The 22,801-nt window shown below is 64.9% G+C and carries 19 protein-coding genes; 1 reads left to right on the forward strand and 18 read right to left on the reverse strand.

Translation table 11 applies throughout. The annotated features are described in order from the left end of the window. Positions 1-467: 467 nt before the first annotated feature. From dnaG to ndk, 18 genes are all read right to left on the reverse strand, one after another. Positions 468-2,528 carry a DNA primase gene (dnaG, locus tag K2W61_RS26870; RefSeq protein ID WP_175134113.1) on the reverse strand — a complete coding sequence of 687 codons (2,061 nt, stop codon included), beginning with the start codon at positions 2,526-2,528 and terminating at the stop codon, positions 468-470. Between the two features lie 19 nt (positions 2,529-2,547). Next, positions 2,548-2,760, reverse strand: a complete 213-nt coding sequence (gene rpsU / locus K2W61_RS26875) for a 30S ribosomal protein S21 (protein WP_006218592.1) — start codon at positions 2,758-2,760, stop codon at positions 2,548-2,550. Positions 2,761-3,217: 457 nt separating this feature from the next. Continuing rightward, positions 3,218-3,760: a phosphoribosyltransferase gene (locus K2W61_RS26880; RefSeq protein WP_006387865.1), complete on the reverse strand. Its 543-nt coding sequence runs from the start codon at positions 3,758-3,760 to the stop codon at positions 3,218-3,220. An 83-nt stretch (positions 3,761-3,843) separates the two neighbouring features. Continuing rightward, entirely contained in the window at positions 3,844-5,139 is a 1,296-nt protein-coding gene (locus K2W61_RS26885; protein WP_054417791.1) for an adenylosuccinate synthase, read from the reverse strand. A gap of 76 nt (positions 5,140-5,215) precedes the next feature. Next, the gene (locus K2W61_RS26890) at positions 5,216-6,373 is read right to left on the reverse strand and encodes an ATP phosphoribosyltransferase regulatory subunit (protein WP_175134112.1); all 1,158 of its coding nucleotides are present in this window, start codon (positions 6,371-6,373) and stop codon (positions 5,216-5,218) included. A gap of 269 nt (positions 6,374-6,642) precedes the next feature. Continuing rightward, positions 6,643-7,545 (reverse strand): protease modulator HflC, encoded by a 903-nt coding sequence (hflC, locus tag K2W61_RS26895; RefSeq protein WP_175134111.1) that lies wholly within the window; start codon positions 7,543-7,545, stop codon positions 6,643-6,645. An 18-nt stretch (positions 7,546-7,563) separates the two neighbouring features. Then, entirely contained in the window at positions 7,564-8,865 is a 1,302-nt protein-coding gene (gene hflK / locus K2W61_RS26900) for an FtsH protease activity modulator HflK (protein WP_175134110.1), read from the reverse strand. Next, positions 8,831-9,937, reverse strand: coding sequence for a GTPase HflX (gene hflX / locus K2W61_RS26905; protein WP_175134109.1), 1,107 nt, complete (start codon positions 9,935-9,937; stop codon positions 8,831-8,833). Before hflX ends, hflK begins: the two co-directional genes overlap by 35 nt. Before the next feature lie 84 nt (positions 9,938-10,021). Beyond that, the gene (gene hfq / locus K2W61_RS26910; protein WP_006218585.1) at positions 10,022-10,258 is read right to left on the reverse strand and encodes an RNA chaperone Hfq; all 237 of its coding nucleotides are present in this window, start codon (positions 10,256-10,258) and stop codon (positions 10,022-10,024) included. Between the two features lie 161 nt (positions 10,259-10,419). Further along, on the reverse strand, positions 10,420-11,487 hold the full coding sequence (hisC, locus tag K2W61_RS26915) for a histidinol-phosphate transaminase (protein ID WP_236756919.1): 1,068 nt from the start codon (positions 11,485-11,487) through the stop codon (positions 10,420-10,422). 3 nt (positions 11,488-11,490) lie between these two features. Further along, entirely contained in the window at positions 11,491-12,843 is a 1,353-nt protein-coding gene (der, locus tag K2W61_RS26920) for a ribosome biogenesis GTPase Der (protein ID WP_175134107.1), read from the reverse strand. 25 nt (positions 12,844-12,868) lie between these two features. Then, complete coding sequence (gene bamB / locus K2W61_RS26925; RefSeq protein ID WP_175134106.1) at positions 12,869-14,026, reverse strand: outer membrane protein assembly factor BamB; 1,158 nt, start codon at positions 14,024-14,026, stop codon at positions 12,869-12,871. Positions 14,027-14,031: 5 nt separating this feature from the next. Beyond that, a complete protein-coding gene (locus K2W61_RS26930) occupies positions 14,032-14,670 on the reverse strand; it encodes a YfgM family protein (RefSeq protein ID WP_175134105.1) in 639 nt (212 codons plus the stop codon). A gap of 1 nt (position 14,671) precedes the next feature. Continuing rightward, the gene (gene hisS / locus K2W61_RS26935) at positions 14,672-15,958 is read right to left on the reverse strand and encodes a histidine--tRNA ligase (RefSeq protein WP_175134104.1); all 1,287 of its coding nucleotides are present in this window, start codon (positions 15,956-15,958) and stop codon (positions 14,672-14,674) included. 54 nt (positions 15,959-16,012) lie between these two features. Further along, positions 16,013-17,308: a flavodoxin-dependent (E)-4-hydroxy-3-methylbut-2-enyl-diphosphate synthase gene (gene ispG / locus K2W61_RS26940; RefSeq protein ID WP_419761658.1), complete on the reverse strand. Its 1,296-nt coding sequence runs from the start codon at positions 17,306-17,308 to the stop codon at positions 16,013-16,015. 6 nt (positions 17,309-17,314) lie between these two features. Beyond that, a complete protein-coding gene (locus tag K2W61_RS26945; RefSeq protein ID WP_175134102.1) occupies positions 17,315-17,815 on the reverse strand; it encodes a helix-turn-helix domain-containing protein in 501 nt (166 codons plus the stop codon). After that, positions 17,812-18,966, reverse strand: a complete 1,155-nt coding sequence (gene rlmN / locus K2W61_RS26950; RefSeq protein WP_175134101.1) for a dual-specificity RNA methyltransferase RlmN — start codon at positions 18,964-18,966, stop codon at positions 17,812-17,814. Before rlmN ends, K2W61_RS26945 begins: the two co-directional genes overlap by 4 nt. Positions 18,967-19,007: 41 nt before the next feature. Then, positions 19,008-19,433, reverse strand: a complete 426-nt coding sequence (ndk, locus tag K2W61_RS26955; RefSeq protein ID WP_236756920.1) for a nucleoside-diphosphate kinase — start codon at positions 19,431-19,433, stop codon at positions 19,008-19,010. Between the two features lie 427 nt (positions 19,434-19,860). Here ndk and K2W61_RS26960 point away from each other — a divergent pair, with 427 nt between their 5' ends. Beyond that, positions 19,861-22,767, forward strand: a complete 2,907-nt coding sequence (locus K2W61_RS26960; RefSeq protein ID WP_236756921.1) for a valine--tRNA ligase — start codon at positions 19,861-19,863, stop codon at positions 22,765-22,767. Positions 22,768-22,801: the final 34 nt, after the last annotated feature.

A 22,801-nucleotide genomic window follows, 5' to 3' on the forward strand; every position in this document is an offset into this window, starting at 1 on the left:
CTTGCCTGTCGGGCCTTGCCCTTGGCAGCTAGATAGACACAGCACCCGAGCCTCCGACGCGACGCGAGAACAACCGCCGCCGGACTGCGTGATTCACCGCTCAGCTATATTAATTAACTATGTAACAAGTTTGACGCACAGATCCGCTTTTTTTCGCTGGTACCCAGGGTGGCTTCGCACCCCGCAGGTTCCCACCAGGGACCCCGTCTCCAACCCGGCAAAAACTTCAACCGATCCGTCCGTCAAACCCTAAAACAATTAGATTCCCGCAACGAAAATAGATTCCGTACGCCGTAAAAAGGATTACGCCCTTAATTTCCGCCTTGGGTTTTTGCCTTGGGTTTCTGCCTTGGGTTTTTGCCTTAGGTTCTTCCCTGCGCCCGGCTTCTCGTCAGGGCACCCCCAATTCACCAACCTCCGGTGAGACATCGACCTTTCACGGCGGAAAACCCTTGATTTTACCGCATTTAGCGTATCCCGGCACCCTTGAGCACTTGCATACGGCTGGACAGCTCCAGGTAGCGCTTCCGCGCCTCCTCGGAGGCCAGGCCTGCCGCCGCCAATCGGGCCATTTCCACCTTGGCGGAATCGAACTCGATACGGCGCAGGGCATCATCCCATTCCGTCTGCGGATCCGGCAGATCTTCCTGGGACAGGATATCGGCCCGCAAGCCCTTGAGCACCGTCGCCAAGTCCGAATCCGGCTCAGCCGCCTCCAACAGGGCTCCCACATGACGCGCACCACTGGATTGGGCCAGCATGATCAGGTCCCGTACCAATCCTAGATGGGGGCCGTTATCGATGACTTCAAGCTGCTGGTCTCCCATCGAGTCCACCAGTTCCGGATGCGCCAGCAGCAAGCCCAACAGGCGCTTGGCCAGCGATGGCATGGTGCGGCGCCCTTCGAAGCCGCCAATGTCGTCACGCCGGCCCTTCCAGTTGCCCTTGCCGCCCTTCCAGTCGCTCTTGCCCTTCCAGTCGCCCTTGCCCTTCCAATCCGCCTTCCCTTTCCAGCCCTGCTGGCCGCCGCCGGCGCTCCAGCCGCTAGCCTGCTCGCCCGTCGGCGCGCCAAATTGGCCATAGTCGGCGTATTCGCCGTCCTCGGCCGGGATGTCGTGAAAATCGTGACCGCTGAAATCGTAACCGGCCTCCGGCGGACCGCCGTCTTGCGGCACCGCGGCAGCGCCGCCAGTTTCCGCGAGCGCCGGCCTGGCGGGCGCGCCAAACGGCTTGGCCGGCTGCTGCGCCAGGACCAGGGCCATCTCTTCCGGCGTCAGTTGCACCAGCTTGGCCATTTCGCGTTCGATCTGCACGCGCAGCGCGCATTCGGGAATGGTGGCCAGCAGCGGCTTGGCCTCGTGCAGGCAGCTGGCGCGTCCCTCGGCCTCGTCCATGTTGTGGCGCGAGGCCAGCTCGTCCAACAGGAAGCGCGACAGTGCCACCGCCTCGCCCAGGCAGGCACGGAAGGCCTCGGCGCCAAGCTCGCGCACGTACGAATCCGGATCGTGCTCGGTCGGCAGGAACAGGAAGCGGATGGCGATATCGTCGCGCAGCACCGGCAGGCATGCCTGCAGCGCACGCCATGCGGCGCGGCGACCGGCGCCGTCGCCGTCAAAACTGAAGATGACCTTGTCGCTGGCGCGCAGCAGCTTCTTGACGTGGTCTGGCGTGGTCGCGGTACCCAGCGTCGCCACGGCGTTGGCGATGCCCTGCTGCGCCAACCCCACCACGTCCATGTAGCCTTCGACCACGATGACCTGGCCTTCCTGGCGGATCGCCTGGCGGGCTTCCCACAGGCCATACAACTCCTGGCCCTTGGAAAACAACGGGGTTTCCGGCGAATTCAGGTACTTGGGTTCGCCCTTGCCGATGATGCGGCCGCCAAAGCCGATCAGGCTGCCACGCGCATTGCGGATCGGGAACATGATCCGCTCGCGGAAGCGGTCATAGCGGCGCCCGTCCTCCGACTCGATGACCAGACCCGATTCCACCAGGGTGGGATCTTCATAATTGGGAAAAACCTGCGACAGGCCGTGCCGGTCCGTGCCGGACCAGCCCAAGCCGAAATGCGCCGCGATCTCGCCGGTCAGACCGCGCTGCTTCAGGTAGCGGATCGCCGCCGGCGACGCGCGCAACTGCTTCAGATAATGGGCCTGGGCGGCGTCCAGCACCTGCGTATGGCGGGACTCCTCGGCCTTGCGGCGCGCGGTTTCCTGCTGCTGGCGGGGACTGCGATTTTCTTCGGGGACCGTCATTCCCGCCGAAGCCGCGAGCGTGCGCACGGCTTCGGGGAAACTGGCGCCCGTGTGTTCCATCAGGAAAGTGATGGCGCTGCCATGCGCTCCGCAACCGAAGCAGTGATAGAACTGCTTGGTGGGGCTGACAGTGAACGACGGACTTTTTTCGTTATGAAAGGGACACAGGCCAAGCAAGTTGGCCCCACCCTTTCGCAACTGCACGTACCGCCCGACTACATCGACGACGTCGACCCGGGCGAGTAGTTCCTGGATGAATGATTCTGGAATCAATAGATTCGGGAATCAAAAATCAATACAGGCGCGGGGGCAGTTGCTGGCTACGGATGCGCTTGTAGTGACGCTTCACGGCGGCGGCGTGCTTGCGCTTGCGCTCGGCCGTGGGCTTCTCATAGAACTCGCGCGAACGCAGCTCGGTGAGCAAACCGGTCTTTTCGATAGTGCGCTTGAAGCGACGCAGAGCGGCTTCAAACGGTTCGTTTTCCTTCAGTCGAACGATAGGCATAAAGTGATTGGCCTGCTTGTAGGGTAACAAAAGTTGATGACAAACCTGGCTTGCTTACCAGCAACGCCACGGGGTTCCCGACGGCGAACCGCCTGTCAGCCCAGGCCGCAGACCATGCATACGCGAATATAGTAATCGGGCATGCCCATCCGGGCCAAGGGATCCGCGCACCCTAGCCCGGGGCACACCCGGGCAACTGATTGCTTATCCCTCGTTTTCCGCTTCCAGGCGCCAACGCCAAGAGCCTTGCAGCGCTAAATTCGGCTGGCTGTTTCCGTTACCCGTAGACTACCCAGAGAGTAACAAGCCAAGTTCGGTTTAGCGATAACCAGCGATTCTAGCATGGTCATGGCCATTTTGACTACCGAATGGGACCGTCCGGAACAACACCTGCATACGTTCCGGCCAGGCCGCGCATGGACGGCCTGGCCCGCCGGACAACCCGTCCCCAATGACTTCAGCCCTTGGATCCCTTGCGGATCCATGCTTCCAACTGGTGCGGACGCAGGCTGTCGTAGTCTTCGAAGGGTTGGTGGATCCAGGGGTTGGTCGGCAGCTTGTCGACGTAATAGTCGGGCTGCGCCTGGGAATGCCCCTTCCACCACAGCACGGCGCTGCGCAGTTCGGTGATGTCGGCGAACTGGCTCTTGAGGTGGTCATACACCTTCATGAAGGTCTTGCCGGTATCGACCATGTCGTCCACCAGCAACACCCGCCCGGACAGCGTGCCGCGCGTGATGGTGATGAACTGCGCAATATCCATGTCGCCCTGCTTGGTGCCGGCGGCCTCGCGGTAGCTGCTGGTCGCCAGAATGCCCAACGGCACATCGAAAATGCGGGACATGACGTCGCCGACGCGCATGCCGCCACGCGCCAGGCACAGAATCTTGTCGAACTCCCAACCGGACTGATGCACCTGCAAAGCCAGGCGCTCGATCAAGCGGTTGTAGTCGTCCCACGTCACCCACAGATGGCTATCGTCACTGGTTGGCGCGCTCATAGGCAAGGATCTCCTGCGTAAAAATACGAAAAGGCCGCCGCCGGTATGAGACCGGCGGCGGCCTTGCGAATAATAACCCGATGTCAGCCCTTCAGGGGATGACGCAGCACAATGGTTTCGTTGCGGTCGGGGCCGGTGGACACCAGATCTATCGGCACGCCGCAGACTTCGGCCACGCGCTCCAGGTAGCGGCGGGCGGCCTCGGGCAGCTTGTCGTACTCGGTGATGCCGACAGTGGATTCGCTCCAGCCCGGCAGCTCTTCCAGCACCGGCTGGGCTTGCGCCACGGCGTGCGCACCGTACGGCAGCACGTCGCGGAATTCACCGTTGACGCGATAGCCGACGCCCAGCTGGATGGTTTCCAGGCCGTCGAGCACGTCCAGCTTGGTGATGCACAGGCCCGTGATGCCGTTCAGGCGCACCGAACGCTTGAGGGCGGCGCCATCGAACCAGCCGCAGCGGCGCGGACGGCCGGTGACCGAGCCGAATTCCTTGCCGATGGTGGCCAGGCGGGTGCCGATCTCGTCGACCAGTTCCGTCGGGAACGGGCCCGAGCCGACACGCGTGGTGTAGGCCTTGGTGATGCCCAGGACGTAGTCCAGCGACTGCGGACCAACGCCCGCGCCAGCCGAGGCGGCGCCGGCGACGCAATTGCTGCTGGTGACGAACGGGTACGTGCCGTGGTCGACATCGAGCAGCGCGCCCTGCGCGCCTTCGAAGAGCAGGCGCTTACCTTCCTGCTGCATGGCGAACAGGGTGCTGGAGACGTCCGCCACCATCGGCGCGATGGCCGGCGCCAGCGCCATGGCCTGATCGCGCACTTCGTTGGCCGACACCGCTTCGGCGCCCAGGTACTGGGTCAGCACGAAATTGTGGTAATCCAGCACTTCGGCGAGCTTCTCGTCGAACAGCGCGGGGTTGAACAGGTCCTGCACACGCAGCGCGCGGCGGGCAACCTTGTCTTCGTAGGCCGGACCGATGCCGCGGCCGGTGGTGCCGATCTTGCCATCGCCCTTGCGCGCTTCGCGGGCCTTGTCGACGGCCACGTGGTACGGCAGGATCAGCGGGCAGATCTCGGAGATGCGCAGGCGCGAGCGCACGTCCAGGCCGGCGGCCTCGAGCTCTTCGATTTCCTTGAGCAAGGCCTCCGGCGACAACACCACGCCGTTACCGATGAAGCAGGTGACGCCGGGATGCATGATGCCGGACGGGATCAGGCGAAGAATCGTCTTCTTGCCATTGATCCACAGCGTATGGCCGGCGTTGTGGCCGCCCTGGAAGCGGACCACGCCCTGGACGGATTCCGCCAGCCAGTCAACGATCTTGCCCTTGCCCTCGTCACCCCACTGGGTGCCGATTACGACTACGTTCTTGCTCATGTTACGAATCAATATCGAGTTTCTCGGGAAATCCGGAAATCTCCCCGCGGCCCTCTCGTTGCCGAGAGGGAGTTAGTCACAGCGTTCTGACCGTCCAGGCGCCATCCTGCAGCGCCAGCTCGCGATCGCAAACGAATTCGTCCTGATCCTGCTCGTGACCGGGCAATACCTGAACGACGATTTCCCCTGACCGGCGCAGGCGGCGCACCGCCTCGGCCAGGGCGGGGGCCTGCCCCCAGGGCGCGCGAACCGCACGCGCCCGTTCCGCCGGCGGCAGACCCGCCGCCAGCTTGCGTAAATCCAGACTGAAACCGGTGGCCGGACGCGCGCGCCCGAAGGCCAGGCTGACGTCGTCGTAGCGACCGCCGCGCACCAGCGCGTCGCGCCAACCTTCGGCGTACAGCGCGAACTTGATGCCCGAGTGATAACCGTAGCCATCGACATCGGCCAGATCGACACCGATATCGACGTTGGGCATGCCATCGACCAGCACTTGCAGCGCGTCCAGCGCCGCCACCACACCCGGCAGCAGCGGCAGGTCGTGGCGAGCGCGCTTGAGCACGTCGGGACCGCCATAGAGCTTGGGCAGCAATTGCAGCGCCTTCAGCGTCTCGGCGCGCATGCCAGGGGTACGCGCGGCCAACTCGGTCAGGCCAGGCACGTCTTTCTCGCGCATCAGCCGGATGACGTCCTGCGACACCTCGGCGGCGGCCGGATCGGCTTCGACGATGGCCCGCAGCACGCCCGGATGGCACAGCACCAGGCGCGGATTGCGCACGCCGGCGATGGCCACGGTTTCCAGCACCAACTGCACGATTTCGAGGTCGGCCTCGAAACCCGCATGGCCGTAGATTTCGGCGCCGATCTGCAGCAACTCGCGGCTCGACAGCAGATCCGCCGGGCGCGCGTGCAGCACGTTGCCGCAATAGCACAGGCGCGTCACGCCAGCGCGGTTCAACAAGTGCGCATCGATGCGCGTGACCTGGGGAGTCATATCGGCGCGTACGCCCAACGTGCGGCCCGACAACTGGTCGACCAGCTTGCAGGTGCGCAGATCCAGATCGCTGCCGGTACCGGACAGCAATGAATCGATGTACTCGACCAGGGGTGGCGCGACCAGCTCGAAGCCGTAAGTACGGTACAGATCGAGAAGTTCGCGGCGCAATTCCTCGATGCGCCGGGCCTCTGCCGGAAGTACGTCGGCAAGGCTCTCGGGCAGCAACCAGTTACCCATGAATGTTTACCTGAATAACGCCTAGAGATGCGTGGGCGTCGCCCAAACGAAAAAGCGACTGAGGGGGCGTAAGCCCGCTCAGTCGCTGCGGAATGTTTTCTAGCTTACGCGGTATTGTACATGGTTCAGCCCGCGGCGCCAGTCGGGGTGTCCCGTGGCGCCAAGCCGTCCCCCATTGCCCCGAAGCCGGAGCCGGCTTGGCCCGACGCCGGCGCCGGACAGAAAAAAGCCCCTTGGGAAACCAAGGGGCCGTCGGTGCGTGACCGCCTTTATTTGGCCGGCACGGTGACCGGCGCCAGGGCCTGGCCCGCCGGGTCCTTCAGGAACTGGAAGAAGCTGGAGCTGGGGTCCACCACCAGCACGTCGCCCGGCTTCGAGAACGAAGCGCGGTAGGCTTCCAGGCTCTTGTAGTACGTGTAGAACTGCGGATTCTTGCCGTAGGCCTGCGAGTAGATCGCGGCGGCCGCGGCATCACCTTCGCCCATGATGGTCTGGGCCTTGGCGTAAGCCTGGGCCACGATGACTTCACGCTGGCGGTCGGCTTCGGCGCGGATCTTCTCGCCCTCGGCGGCGCCGATGGAACGCAGCTCGTTGGCGACGCGGGTACGCTCGGCCTCCATACGACGATAGACCGACTCCGAGATCTCGGGCGCGAACTCGATGCGGCGCAGGCGCACATCGACGATCTGCACGCCCAACGGCTCGGCGCGCTTGGCGACGTTGGTCAGAATTTCGGCCATGATCTTGTCGCGTTCGGTCGACACCACTTCGCGCACCGTGCGCACGTTGACCGAGGCGTTCAGGGCGTCGCGGATCTGCGCCTGCAGGCGCTCTTGCGCGGCGCGCTCGTTGCCACCGAAGGTCACGTAGTACAGGCGCGGATCGGCGATGCGCCATTTGACGTACGAGTCGATCAGCAGGTTCTTCTTTTCGGAAGTCTGGATGCGCTCGGCCTCGTTGGTTTCGATGGTCAGGATGCGCTTGTCCAGCGTCACCACGTTCTGGAACGGCGGCGGCGCCTTGAAGTACAGGCCGGGCTCGCTGATGACCTTGCGTACCTCACCGAGCGAGAACACCAGGGCGTAGTCGCGCTCGCGCACCACGAATACGCAGGAAGACAGGGCGGCCAGCACGATGAGCAGGCCAACCAGGATGGGCATAAGACGTTGCATGATCAGAAATCCTCCGGGTTAGCGCGACGTACGGTCGCGGGGCAGCGAGTTGCTATTGCTGCTGCCGGAGGGTTGCGGAACCGGCGCCGCGCTGCCTCGCAGCGGCGCCTGGAGCGGCGGACTGACCAATGCAGGCGATCCCGGGTTGCCCACCGTGGACTTGCCGGCATCCTGGGCGGCCAGATGCATGATCTTGTCCAAGGGCAGATACAACATGTTGTTGTTGCTCTTGGTGTCGACCATGACCTTGCTGGCGCGCGTGAAGATGTCCTGCATGCTTTCGAGGTACATGCGCTGGCGCATGACCTGCGGCGCCTTTTCGTACTCGGCCAGGATGCTGGTGAAGCGCGCGGTATTACCCTGCGCGTCGCCGGTCACCTTGGCGCGGTAGCCCTCGGCCTGCTCCAGCATGCGCGACGCCTGGCCACTGGCCAGCGGCACGACCTGGTTGGCATAGGCCTGGCCTTCGTTGATCTGGCGTTCGCGATCCTGGCCCGCCTTGACGGCGTCGTCGAACGCGGCCTGCACCTGTTCCGGCGGCTGCACGTTCTGGATGGCGACGGTACTGACCTGCACACCGGTCTGGTAACGGTCGAGGATCTGCTGCATCAGCGCCTGGACCTCGCTGGCGACCGTGGTACGGCCTTCGTACAGCACGAAGTCCATGGACTGCTTGCCGACCACTTCGCGCATGGCGGTTTCGGACGCCTGGCGCACGGAGTCGTCCGGGTCGCGGGTCATGAAGAGATAGTCGGGCGCGCCATCGGCACGCAGGCGGTACTGCACGACGAACTGCATGTCGACGATGTTCTCGTCCGTCGTGAGCATCAACGCCTCGGGCAGCACCTTATTGCGGGCGCCGCCGCGGAAACCGACCTCGAACGTGCGCAGTTGCGACACGTTGACGATTTCATGGTTCTGGATGGGGTACGGCAGGCGCCACTGGAAGCCGGCTTGCGATGTGCTCTTGTATTTGCCGAACTGCGTGACGACGGCGACTTGGCCTTCCTGGACGATGTAGAAACCGCTGGCCGCCCAGATGCCGACCGCGACCAGGGCGATCACCCCCAGCCCGATGCGCGCGCCACGCGGCGACGGCGGCGTCATGCCACCGCGATTGCCACCGGGGCGGTTATTGCCGCCCCCGCCCTTGCGACCGAACAACGATCCGATGCGATTATTGAAATCGCGCCAGACCTCATCGAGGTCGGGCGGACCGTCTCCGTTGCCCTGGGGTCGCTTGGGCGGCTCGGAGCCATTGTTGTTTCCACGACCCCAGCCGGGGTCATTCAGATTGAAGAGTTTGATAATTCGCGGCATTGTTTCCCACAATCTGTCCGGTCTCCGCAATTGCCCCGCGCAACGCATCCAAACCGGCGCGCTCGGTGGCGCTTACAAATACTCGCGCAATCGTACCATGGGCGTCACGCTCCGCCCGGGGTTCCAGGCCAGCGCGGTCGATCTTGTTATATACCAGAATGGTGGGAATCGCGGCGGCACCGATTTCGGCCAGGACCTTGTTGACCTCGAATATCTGCTCGTCGCGCTGCGGGCTGGCGGCATCGACCACGTGCAGCAGCAGGTCCGCGTGCACGGTTTCTTCGAGCGTGGCGCGAAACGCGGCGATCAGATCGTGGGGCAAGTCACGGATGAAGCCCACGGTATCGGATACCACCACATTGCCTGCGCCTTCGATCCAGATACGGCGCGTGGTCGTATCGAGCGTGGCGAACAACTGGTCGGCGGCGTAAGTGTCGGCCCGGGTCAGGGCATTGAACAGAGTCGACTTGCCGGCGTTGGTGTACCCCACCAGCGACACCGACAAGGCGCCGCCGCGCGCGCGGGCGCGCCGCTGCGTGACGCGCTGGCGCTCGACCCGGTCCAGGCGCTCGCGCAGCGTCTTGACCTTGGCGCCGATCATGCGGCGGTCCATTTCCAGCTGCGATTCCCCCGGGCCGCGCATGCCGATACCGCCGCGCTGCCGCTCCAGGTGGCTCCACATGCGGGTCAGGCGCGTGGCAAGGTGCTGCAACTGCGCCAGTTCGACCTGCAGCTTGCCTTCGTGGCTTTTGGCGCGCAGCGCGAAAATATCGAGAATGAGCGCAACGCGGTCCACCACGCGCAAATTGAAGGCGCGCTCAAGGTTGCGCTGCTGCGCCGGGGAAAGCGGCTGATCGAACAACACAATGTCGGCCAGCAATGCCTGGGCCATGGCCACGCCTTCGTCGGCCTTGCCGGAACCGATGAAGAACTTGGCATCGGGACGGTCGCGGCGAGCGGTGAGCGTGCCGACGATTTCCGCGCCAGCGCCCTTGGCCAGCATGGCGAATTCCTCGGCATGGGCGGCGAAATCGGGATCACCCAGATCCACGCTGATGATCAGTGCGCGCATACATGCACCATTTTGGAGCCAAAGCGAAAATGCCCGCCGACGTCAACCGTCTGGCGGGCAATAAAAGGTACTGCGGGAGCGAGATTATTCAGCAGGGACTTCCACCTGGAAATTTACGGCGCGGGCGGGAACAACGGTGGAAATGGCGTGCTTGTAGACCATTTGCGTGACCGTGTTACGCAGCAGCACCACGTATTGGTCGAAAGATTCGATTTGCCCTTGAAGCTTGATGCCGTTCACGAGGTAGATCGACACGGGCACATGATCCTTGCGCAGCGTGTTCAGGAACGGATCTTGCAGAGTTTGCCCTTTATTGCTCATTGGCCAGGCTCCATTTGTTTGTTATTGAGTGATGACGCGCTTTTCACAGGTGGGGCACGCCGAAATATGTACTCTACAGGGTTTTCCCGGCCCGTGCCACTTGTGTCGGATGCAAAAGTTGACACCAGAGTTTTCCGCCGGAAAAGCCCTTCAGCCGCGGTTCAGATGACCTGCGCGAGCGCCTCCAGAAGCAATTCGCACTGTGCATCCGTGCCCACTGTAATACGCAGGAACTGGTCTATGCGCGGCTGGCGGAAATGGCGCACGATGATGCTGCGTTCACGCAGGCCGGCCGCCAGTTCGGCGGCATCGCGCGAAGCGTGCCGGGCGAACACGAAATTGGCGCTGGACGGCAGCACCTCGAAGCCCAGCGCCTGCAGCCCGGCCGTCATGCGCGCGCGGGTCTGGATCACCGCCTGGCGCGTCTGCTCGAAGTACTCGACGTCCTCGAGCGCGGCCACCGCGCCGGCCGAGGCCAGGCGATCCACAGGATAGGAATTGAAGCTGTTCTTGACCCGCTCCAGGCCATCGATCAGTTCCGGACTGCCCACCGCGAAACCGACCCGCAGACCGGCCAGCGAACGCGACTTGGACAACGTCTGGATCACCAGCAGGTTGTCGTACCGCGCCGTCAGCGGGATGGCCGATTCAGCGCCGAAATCGACATAGGCCTCGTCCACCACCACCACGCAGTCCGGATTGCCCGCCACTATGCGCTCGACTTCGGCCAGCGTCAGCGCGCGGCCGGTGGGCGCGTTCGGATTGGGGAAGATGATGGCGCCCGCCTGGTCATGACGGCCCGGCAGATAGTCTTCGACGTCGATGCGGAAATCATCGGTCAGCGGCAGGGTCTGGTAGTCGATGCCGTACAGGCCGCAGTAGACGGGGTAGAAGCTGTAGGTAATGTCGGGAAAGCGCAGCGGGCGCTCGTGCTTGAGCAGCGCCAGGAAGGCATGCGCCAGCACTTCATCCGAGCCATTGCCGACAAAGACGTTGGCCGGCGCCACGCCCACCGCCGTCGCCACCGCCTGACGCAGGCGGTCGGACGACGGATCGGGATAGAGCTTGAGGGTATCGTCGCACGCCGCACGGATCGCCTCGAGCACCTTGGGCGACGGTCCATGGGGATGCTCGTTGGTGTTCAGCTTGATGAGGTTCTGAAGCTTGGGCTGCTCGCCCGGGACATACGGACTGAGCGTCCCGACCACGGGACTCCAGAAACGGCTCATGGATCAGCTTTCCTGCGCGTAGGGGTTGTGCGAAGACTTGAATTCGATCCGCAGCGGCGTGCCGGCCAGATCGAAAGCATTGCGGAAACGGGTTTCCAGGTAGCGGCGATACGAATCGGGCACCGCGTCTAGCGCGTTGCCGTGGATCACCACCAGCGGGGGATTCTGGCCGCCCTGGTGCGCATAACGCATCTTGGGACGGAAAATGCCCTTGCGCGGCGGCGGCTGCTGCTCGACGGCGGCCTGCAACTCGCGCGTCAGCTTGGGCGTGGACAGCTTGGCGAAGGCGGCGGCATGGGCCGCGTTGACCGACTTGAGCAACGGCTTGATGCCCTGCCCGCGCAGCGCCGAAATGGTGTGCACGCGAGCGAAAGACAGGAAGCGCAGCTTACGCATGAATTCGCGCTCGATGCGTTCCTTTTCCTCGCCGTCCAGGCCGTCCCACTTGTTGATGGCCACGACCACGGCGCGTCCGGTCTCCAGCACGAAGCCCGCGATGTGGGCGTCCTGTTCGGAGATCTCGGTCTGCGCGTCCAGCATCAGCAGCACCACGTTGCTGGCCTCGATGGCCTGCAGCGTCTTGATGACCGAGAACTTCTCGACCGCCTCGAACACCTTGCCGCGCTTGCGCAGGCCGGCGGTGTCGATCAACGTGTAGCGACGGCCGTCGCGCTCGAAATCGATTTCGATGGCATCGCGGGTGGTGCCGGGCATGTCGAACGCGATCACCCGCTCTTCGCCCATCAGCGTGTTGATCAGCGTGGACTTGCCGACGTTCGGACGCCCCACGATGGCCAGCTTGATGCGGTGGTCGTGCTCGCCCTCTTCGACCGGCTCTTCCTCGGCCGGCGGTTCGGCCAGGTCCTGCAGTGCGAGCTCGATCAGGTCGACGATGCCGTCACCATGCGCCGCCGAGATGGGATAGGGTTGCCCCAGGCCCAGCTCGTGGAACTCGGCGATGGATGTGCCGGCCGCCATGCCTTCGGCCTTGTTCACCGCCAGCAGCACGCGCTGCTGGCCCGATTTGCGCAGCAGCGTGGCGATTTCGTGGTCATGCGCATTGAGACCAGCGCGCGCATCCACCAGGAACACGACGACGTCGGCCTCGGCGATGGCCTGGCGCGTCTGGCGCGCCATTTCCAGCAGGATGCCGTCCTTGGCAACCGGCTCGAAACCGCCCGTGTCGATGACGATGAACGGGATCTCGCCCACCCTGCCCTCGCCGTAATGGCGATCGCGGGTCAGGCCGGAAAAATCGGCCACCAGCGCGGCGCGCGATCGCGTCAGGCGGTTGAAAAGGGTCGACTTCCCCACATTGGGACGGCCGACCAGGGCAACGACAGGCTTGAAAGACACGGTGTAAGGCTTTGTTCTTAAGAGTTTAGTTGGTGCCGATCAGGACGAGATTGCCATTGCCCGTCTGGACCAGCACACCTTGGGACGTCGTCTGCGGCGGCGACACGATGGCGCCGCCCCCGACGGACAGGCGCGCCATCAGGCTGCCGTCACTGCGCGACAGGAAATGCACGTAGCCGTCCAGGTCGCCGACCGCGAGCGCGCCGCCCAACAGGGCCGGCGCGGTGAGCTGGCGGTTCTTCAGCGCCGCCTGCTTCCAGACGTTGCCGCCGTTGTCGAGCGCGAAGGCGTTGACCACGCTGTTCTGGTCGGCCGAATAGGCAAAGCGCTGGTCCAGGGTCATGCCGCTGACGCTGGAGAAGTCCTTGGCCCAGATCGGACGGCCGCCGGCCGTGACGTCAAAGCATACGATACGCCCTTGGTAGGCCACGGCGCAAAGCAGGTTGCCGGCGATGCGCGGCGCGCCCACCACGTCGGTCAGGCGCTCCAGGTCGCTGGCGCCGCGCGGGGTGGCCACGGTGCCTTCCCATTGCACGTTGCCGCTGTCGGAGGCGATGGCCAGCATCTTGCCGCCGGGCAGGCCGGTGATGACCAGGCCTTCGGCCAGCACCATCTGGGCGGTGCTGCGCAGAGCCAGCGCCGGGCCGGGACGCTGCACGCTCCAGAGCCGTTCGCCATTGTTGGCGTCGAAGGCCTGGATACGGTAGTCGCCACTGCGGACCACGACGATGCCATAGCCCACCACCGGCGGGATGTTGACGTCGCTGGTGGCGCGCACTTTCCACTTGACCTTGCCGCTGTCGTCGAAGGCGACCACGTCGCCGTCGGGCGAGGCCACGGCGGTGGTGGTGCCGTCACTGCCGGCTCCCGCGGTCAGCTTCACGCCCGCCTGCGATTTCCAGATGGGGCGGCCGCTTTGCAGGTCGAACTTGCCGACCGAGCCGTCGGGCGTGGCGGCGTAGACCGCGTTGCCCAGCACCGTGGGCACGAAGCCCAGGCCGGAACCGCTGCCGATGGAGGTCGACCAGACCTGGCGCACCGACATGCCCGCCTTGTATTCGGTCAGGGGAGCGGGGTCGTAACGGCCATCGTCGTGGGAAAACAGGCCGCAGCCGCCCAGGGCCAGCATGCCCGTCAGGCACACCGCGCCGCGCCAGGCGCGGCCAAAGGCAAATTTACGCATTCCAGTCACGCTCCGCTCAGGGCATCCAGTTTCAATTGCACCACCTGGGTCAGCGGATTCGCCGTGCCCAGGCCATCGATGGCGCTTTGCCATGCGGCACGCGCTTCCTCGCGCTTGCCTTGCGCCGCGAGGATATCGCCGCGGCGATCGGCGAACAAGGCGGCAAACGCGGCCGGCGCGTTGTTCAGCTGCCCCAGGGCGGCATCGTACTGCTTCTGGTCGAGCAGCAGGCCCGCCAGGCGCAACCGCGCCACCGCCTGCATCGAGGGATTCTTGGATTGGCCGGCCAGCCATTCAAGCTGCTGGCGCGCGCCGTCGATGTCATTCTGGGCCTGCAGCGCCTGCGCCGCCACCAGCGCACCGCGCGCGGCGTAGCCGGTCGAGCCGTATTGGTCACGCAGCGTTGCAGCGGCAGCCTTGATGCGCACGGCCGAATCGGCGCCGCCCAGGCGGGCCGCATCTTCGAGCGCCTCGAAGTAGCCCATGGCCTGGTTGGCCTTGTGCGCCTGGTAGGCCTTGGCGCCCCACCAACCGCCCCAGGCCAGCGCCACCGCGGCCACCAGCACCATGACCAGGGTGCCGTAGCGGGCCCACCACGCCTTGATCGCGTCGAGTTGTTCCTGTTCTTCCAGATCGTATGCCATGCTAACCCTTGAGATTCAATACGTCGGCCAAGCCCGCCAACGGGACTTGCTGCTGCGCGGCTTCGCCTTGGGCGTCGGCACGCAGGAACTTGATGCTGGCGGTCTGCGCGGCCACTTCATCGGCGCCAAGGATAACCGCAACCCGGGCTCCGCTGGCATCGGCGCGCTTGAATTGGGACTTGAAGCTGGCGGCGCCGGCATGCACCACCACCGACAGGCCGGCATCGCGCAGGTCTTCGCCCACCCGGGCGGCAAGGCGCTGCGCGTCCTCGCCCTGATGCACCACGTAGACGTCGCACTCGGCCGGGGCGTCGATCTGCACGCTCTGTTCCCACAGGTCCAGCAGGCGCTCCATGCCAATCGCGAAGCCGACCGCCGGCGCAGGCTTGCCGCCCAGCAGCTCGATCAGGCCGTCGTAGCGGCCGCCACCGCACACCGTGCCCTGGGAGCCGAGGCGGTCGGTGACCCATTCGAAGACGGTCAGGTTGTAGTAGTCCAGCCCGCGCACCAGGCGCGGGTTGAGCCGGTATTCGATGCCGGCGTCGGTCAGTCGCTGGCACACGCCCTCGAAGTGGGCGCGCGATTCCTCGCCCAGGAAATCGAACAGGCGCGGAGCGCTGTCGGCCATTTCCTGCATGGCGGGGTTCTTGGTGTCCAGCACGCGCAGCGGATTGGTGTAAAGGCGGCGCTTGCCGTCTTCGTCCAGAATGTCGCTGTGCTTTTCCAGGTGCGCGATCAGGGCGGCGCGGTGCGCGGCGCGCTCGGCCGGTTGGCCCAGCGAGTTCAATTCCAGGCGCACGTCGGTCAGGCCCAGCAGCTTCCACAGGCGGGCCAGCATGACGATCAGTTCGGCATCAACGTCCGGGCCGGCAAAACCCAGGGCCTCGACGTCGATCTGGTGGAACTGGCGGTAGCGGCCGCGCTGCGGGCGCTCATGGCGGAACACCGGGCCGATCGAGTAGACGCGCTGCGGACGGTCGTACAGCAGGTTGTGCTCGATCGAGGCGCGCACGATGCCGGCGGTCATCTCGGGCCGCATGGTCAGCGATTCGCCGTTGAGCGCATCGGTGAACGTGTACATCTCTTTTTCGACGATGTCGGTCACTTCGCCGATGCCGCGCGTGAACAGGCGCGTATGCTCAAGCACGGGCGTACGCACATTGCGATAGCCGTAGCCGCGCAGCCAGCCGCGCACGATTTCCTCGAATTGCTCCCAACGGGCGCTCGGCCCCGGCAGCAGGTCATTCATGCCGCGGATGGCGGCGACTTTCTGGAAAGCTTGAGTCATCTTGATCATGCCGCCCCGCGCGCTGGCAAGCGCGCCTGCGGCCACACCCTTTCTTTAATGAGAGGCGAGCGCGCCATAGCGACGCGCCACATAGTCTTCAACGATGGCCTGGAATTCCTCGGCGATACGATCGCCCTTCAGGGTGACCGTGCGCTCGCCGTCGACGAACACCGGCGCGGCCGGCACCTCGCCGGTGCCCGGCAGGCTGATGCCGATGTCCGCGTGGCGGCTTTCGCCAGGCCCGTTGACCACACAGCCCATGACCGCGACGTTCATGCTTTCGACGCCGGGGTATTGGGCGCGCCACACCGGCATCTGCCGGCGCAGGTAGGACTGGATGCTGTCGGCCAGTTCCTGGAAGAACGTGCTGCTGGTGCGGCCGCAACCGGGGCAGGCCACCACCATGGGCGTGAACGCGCGCAGGCCCATGGTCTGCAGGATTTCCTGCGCCACAACAGCTTCGCGGCCACGGTCGCCACCGGGTTCCGGCGTCAGCGAAATACGGATGGTGTCGCCGATGCCCTGCTGCAGCAGCACGGCCAGCGCGGCGGTCGAGGCCACGATACCCTTGCTGCCCATGCCGGCCTCGGTCAGGCCCAGGTGCAGCGGGTAGTCGCAACGCGCCGACAGGTCGCGGTAGACCGCGATCAGGTCCTGCACGTGGCTGACCTTGCACGACAGGATGATGGCGTCGCGGCGCAGGCCGAGTTCCTCGGCGCGCTGGGCGTTGCTGATGGCGGACACCACCAGCGCGTCGCGCATGACCGCCTGAGCCTCCCAGGGCTGGGCGCGGCGGCTGTTTTCGTCCATCTTGCGCGCCATCAGCTCGTGGTCCAGGCTGCCCCAGTTCACGCCGATGCGCACCGGCTTGTCGTAGCGGCAGGCCACCTCGATCATCTGGGCGAAATTGTCGTCACGACGCTTGCCGCCGCCCATGTTGCCGGGATTGATGCGGTATTTGGACAGCGCCTGCGCGCATTCCGGGAATTGCGTCAGCAGCTTGTGGCCGTTGTAGTGGAAGTCGCCCACCAGCGGCACATCCACCCCCATGCGATCGAGCTGCTCGCGGATCGCCGCGACCTCCCTGGCCGCCTCGGGCGTATTGACGGTGATGCGCACCATCTCGGAACCGGCCAACGCCAGCTCCTTGACCTGGATCGCCGTGGCGATGGCATCGGCGGTGTCGGTGTTGGTCATGGACTGCACCACCACCGGCGCGTCGCCCCCGATGCGGACGATTCGGTCGCCCCACTTGACCGCCACCGAACGCGTGGCGCGACGCGGCGCCGCGCCCACGGCGGGCGGCGGCGCATCCTGGCAAGGCAGAGAGGATTCTTGCATCGGTCGAATCGGTATTTACTTGGACAGCTTGGGAAGCCAGTCGAACGCCAGCCACTGCTGCGGCAGCCAGCCCTGCCAGAAGGCGTAGGCGACGCCGGCGGCAAGCACCAGCACGATGGCGATCAGCCAGCCCCACGACGCCGACGACGCGCGATCGTCGTCAGCGCTGGACTGGGGAATGGAATGCGCCGAATGCAACGCGCCCGGACTCAGCTTGACCGGGCCGGTGACCCGGGCCTTGGGGTCGAGCGAATCGACGATGGCCTGCGAATCGGCGCCCAGCATGCGGGCGTAGTTGCGGATCAGGCCGCGCAGCGAAACGCCGGTGGGAAGATCGGCCCACTGTTCATTTTCGAGGGCCTCGATCTGCTTGGCCGAAAACTTGATACGGCTGGACACTTCGTCGAGCGACCAGCCCTTGGATTGGCGCAGCGCGCGCAGCGCCGAGCCCACATTGCCCGAGCCACCCGCGCTCGCGGGTGTCTCTGAAACTGCAGAAGCGATATCCTGCGTCATGCATGCACCTGTCTAATTGGTATGGTCTGGCGCTGCGCGGCGTTCCGCTCGGTGATCCGGGTACGGTCGCGCACTTCTCCGGCCAACTGGCCACAAGCGGCATCGATATCGTCCCCCCGGGTCTTGCGCACCGTCGTGATGATGCCGGCGTCCATCAGGCGCTGGGCGAACACCTTGACGCGGGCCGAAGGCGAACGCTTCAGACCGGACGCGGGGAAGGGATTGAACGGGATCAGATTGAGCTTGCAGCGGATCTGGCGGGCAATGTTTATCAGTTCCTTGGCATGCTGATCGGTATCGTTGATACCGTCCAGCATGCAATATTCAAACGTGATGAAGTCGCGCGGCGCGAAGGCCAGGTAGCGTTCGCACGCGGCCAGCAACTCCTTCAACGGGTATTTCTTGTTCAACGGCACCAGCTCGTCGCGCAGCGCGTCGTTGGGCGCATGCAGCGACACGGCCAGCGCCACCGGACAGTCCTGCGACAGGCGGTCCATCATGGGCACCACGCCCGATGTGGACACCGTGACGCGGCGGCGCGACAGGCCGTAGGCGTTGTCGTCGAGCATCAGGCGCAGGGCCGGCAGCACCTGGTCGTAGTTGAGCAGGGGCTCGCCCATGCCCATCATGACCACATTGCTGATGACCCGGGTATCTTCGGTGGCGCGGGCGCTTTCCAGGCGCGCGGTGCCGATGTCGGCTTCCAGCACGCGCTTGGCCCACCACAGCTGGCCGATGATCTCGCTGGTCTTGAGGTTGCGGTTGAACCCCTGATGCCCGGTCGAGCAGAAACGGCAGTTCACCACGCAGCCGGCCTGGCTGGAGATGCACAGGGTGCCGCGGTCGTCTTCGGGGATGAAGACGGTTTCGATGGCGTTGCCCTGCCCCACGTCGAACAGCCACTTGCGGGTGCCGTCCGACGAGCGTTGCTCGGTGTTGACGGGCAGCGCCTCGATGACGCAGCGCGATGCCAGTTGGCCGCGGAAATCGCGGGCCAGGTCGGTCATGGCGTCGAACGAATCGGCGCCGCGCTGGTGCATCCAGCGCTGCAGCTGGCGGGCGCGAAACGGCTTGCCGCCCCACTGCCCGACGAGTTCGGACAGGGCGGAGCCGTCCAGCCCCAGCAGATTGATTCGTTCGACGGTTTCCATGACCTGGGTAGTGCTATGACGCTAAAACGATTTCCGGAAAATCAACGGCTGTGGATGTTGATTTCGGGGAAGAAGAAAGCCACTTCGACGGCGGCCGTTTCCGGCGCGTCCGAGCCGTGCACGGCGTTGGCGTCGATGCTGTCGGCGAAGTCGGCGCGGATGGTGCCCGGGGCGGCCTTCTTGGGGTCGGTGGCGCCCATCAGGTCGCGGTTCTTCTGGATGGCGTCTTCACCTTCCAGCACTTGCACGAACACGGGGCCCGAGACCATGAAATCGACCAGATCCTTGAAGAAGGGGCGCTCTTTGTGCACGGCGTAGAAACGCTCGGCGTCGGTGCGCGACAGTTGCGTCAGGCGGGCGGCGATGACCTTCAGGCCGGCTTGTTCGAAACGGCCGACGATCTGGCCGATGACGTTCTTGGCAACGGCGTCGGGCTTGATGATCGAGAGGGTGCGTTGGGCGGACATGGGAACTCCAAAAACGGATTGCTGACTGGTTTCTATGATTGCCTGGCGTGGCCTGCGTCTGTTGGTGTCACCCTTCAGACGGCATCGCGCCATGGGCGCGCAAGCGGCTCGGACCTGCCGGGCCGCGACAGCGGCTGCGTCGCGGCGGCATTTCCGGGCCGTCCCGGCCGCCTGTGCCAAGGCGGGGATTCGACACTGCCGACCCTTCGGAGGCATCCCGCATTGAATGTTCGCTCGGTTCATTGTGCTGAAATCCTCAGCGTTTTTTCAATGAACTTTTGGCGAAATCCCAATGAATTCAGGGACTTCTAAAAGGTTTACAGTAACCCGGTATTCTAACACGCCGATACGACCGCATTACATCTTAAAATGAGCGGTTTGCTTGCCCGTTTCCATCGACCGGGCGCCCTGTCTGCCGGAACCTGTAATGACTCAAGCTGCTCCCCCGAACGCCGCGCCCGCCGCGACCGACACCCCGGAACTCTCCAAGAGCTTCGAACCCGCCGCACTCGAATCCCGCTGGTACGCCGAGTGGGAAAAGCGCGGGTACTTCGCCGCCGGCTCGCACGTAAAAACAGGGACGGGAACCCAAGGCGCCGCTGAGCCCTACGTCATCCAGTTCCCGCCGCCCAACGTGACGGGCACCCTGCACATGGGCCACGCGTTCAACCAGACCATCATGGATGGCCTGATCCGCTACCACCGCATGCTGGGCAACGATACCGTCTTCATCCCGGGGACGGATCACGCCGGTATCGCCACGCAGATCGTGGTTGAAAGACAGCTCGACGCCCAGAAGGTTTCGCGCCACGACCTGGGCCGCGAGAAATTCGTGGAAAAAGTGTGGGAATGGAAGGAAAAGTCGGGCAACGCCATCACCGGTCAGGTGCGCCGCCTGGGCGCCTCGGCCGACTGGCCGCGCGAGTACTTCACCATGGACGAGCGCATGTCGCGCGGCGTGGTCGAGACCTTCGTGCGCCTGCACAAACAGGGCCTGATCTACCGCGGCAAGCGCCTGGTCAACTGGGACCCCAAGCTGCTGACGGCCGTGTCCGACCTGGAAGTGCAGTCGGAAGAGACCGACGGCCACATGTGGCACATCCTCTACCCCTTCGTCGACGGCCCGCAGACCATCGTCGACAAGGACGGCCAGACGGTCACCCTGCGCGGCATGACCATCGCCACCACCCGCCCCGAAACCATGCTGGCCGACGGCGCGCTGTGCGTACACCCCGACGATCCGCGTTACAAGCACCTGATCGGCAAGGAAGTCGAGCTGCCGCTGTGCGACCGCAACATCCCCATTATCGCGGATGACTTCGTCGATCCCGAATTCGGCACCGGTTGCGTCAAGATCACCGGCGCGCACGACTTCAACGACTATGCCTGCGCGATGCGCCACGACCTGCCGCTGATCGTGATCTTCACGCTCGACGCGCACATCAACGAGAACGGCCCCAAGCAGTTCCAGGGCATGGAGCGCTATGAGGCCCGCAAGGCCGTGGTCGCCCAACTGGAAGCCGAGGGCTACCTGGTCAAGGTCGAGCCGCACAAGATGATGCAGCCCAAGGGCGACCGCACCGGCGTCGTGCTCGAACCCATGCTGACCGACCAATGGTTCGTCGCCATGAGCAAGCCGGCCCCCGCAGGCACGCTCAACCCGGGCAAGAGCATCACCGAGGTGGCGCTGGACGTGGTGGCAGACGGCCGCATCCGGTTCTACCCGGACAACTGGACCACCATCTACAACCAGTGGCTCAACAACATCCAGGACTGGTGTATCTCGCGCCAGCTGTGGTGGGGCCACCAGATTCCCGCCTGGTACTCGGAAGACGGCCAGGTGTTCGTCGCGCACGACGAGGCCGAAGCGATCCAGCAGGCACGCGCCGCCGGCGTCACCGGCGGTCTCACGCGCGACCCGGACGTGCTGGACACCTGGTTCTCGTCGGGCCTGGTGCCTTTCACCACGCTCGGCTGGCCCGACAAGACGCCCGACCTGGAACGCTACCTGCCCTCCAGCGTGCTGGTCACCGGTTTCGACATCATCTTCTTCTGGGTCGCGCGCATGGTCATGCTGACCACGCATCTGACCGGCCAGATCCCGTTCAAGCACGTCTACGTGCACGGCCTGATCCGCGACGCCGACGGCCAGAAGATGAGCAAGTCCAAGGGCAACACGCTCGATCCGGTCGACCTGATCGACGGCATCGACCTGGATGGCCTGGTGGCCAAGCGCACCTACGGCCTGATGAACCCCAAGCAGGCTGGCGCCATCGAGAAAGCGACGCGCCGCCAGTATCCGGACGGCATCCCCGCCTTCGGCACCGATGCGCTGCGCTTCACCATGGCCGCCTACGCGACCCTGGGCCGCAACATCAACTTCGATCTGAAGCGCTGCGAGGGCTATCGCAACTTCTGCAACAAGCTCTGGAACGCCACCCGTTTCGTGCTGATGAACACCGAAGGCCACGACCTGACCGGTCCGGACTCGGGCGAAACCTCGTTCGTCGACCGCTGGATCGTCAGCCAGCTGCAGACGCTGGAAGCCGAAGTGGCGCGCGGCTTCGCCGACTACCGCTTCGACAATGTCGCCAACGCGTTGTACCGCTACGTCTGGGACGAATACTGCGACTGGTACCTGGAACTGGCCAAGGTGCAGATCCAGACCGGCACGCCGGCCCAGCAACTGGGCACGCGCCGCACGCTGATCCGCGTGCTGGAAGGCGTGCTGCGCCTGGCGCACCCGATCATTCCGTTCATCACGGAAGAACTGTGGCAGAAGGTCTCGGTGGTGGCCGGCAAACGCCAGGAAGGCGTGGCCGACAGCGTCAGCGTGCAGCCTTACCCGCAAGCCAACCCGGCCGCCGTGGACGCCGCCGCCGAGGCCGACGTGGCCGAACTCAAGGCCCAGGTCGAAGCGGTGCGCGCCCTGCGCGGCGAGATGAACCTGTCGCCGGCGCAGAAGGTGCCGCTGTGCGCCCAAGGCGACGCGCCCACGCTGACGCGCAACGCCCCCTACCTGGCGGCGCTGGCCAAGCTCAGCCAGGTCGACGTGCTGGACGTCCTGCCCGACGCCGGCGCGCCGGTGCAGGTGGTCGGCGCCAGCCGCCTGATGCTGCATGTCGAGATCGACGTTGCCGCCGAGCGCGTGCGCCTGGACAAGGAAATCGCGCGCCTCGAAGGCGAGATCGCCAAGGCCAACGGCAAGCTGTCCAATGCCAGCTTCGTCGAGCGCGCCCCGGCCGCCGTGGTCGAACAGGAAAAGGCCCGTCTGGCGCAATTCGGCGAGACGCTGCAGAAGGTGCGCGAACAGCGCGGCAAGCTGGGCAACTGAAGACGCGCCAGGCCTGGCGGGCAATGACCCGCGG

This window comes from Achromobacter pulmonis, from assembly GCF_021733725.1.
Taxonomy (GTDB): domain Bacteria; phylum Pseudomonadota; class Gammaproteobacteria; order Burkholderiales; family Burkholderiaceae_B; genus Achromobacter; species Achromobacter pulmonis.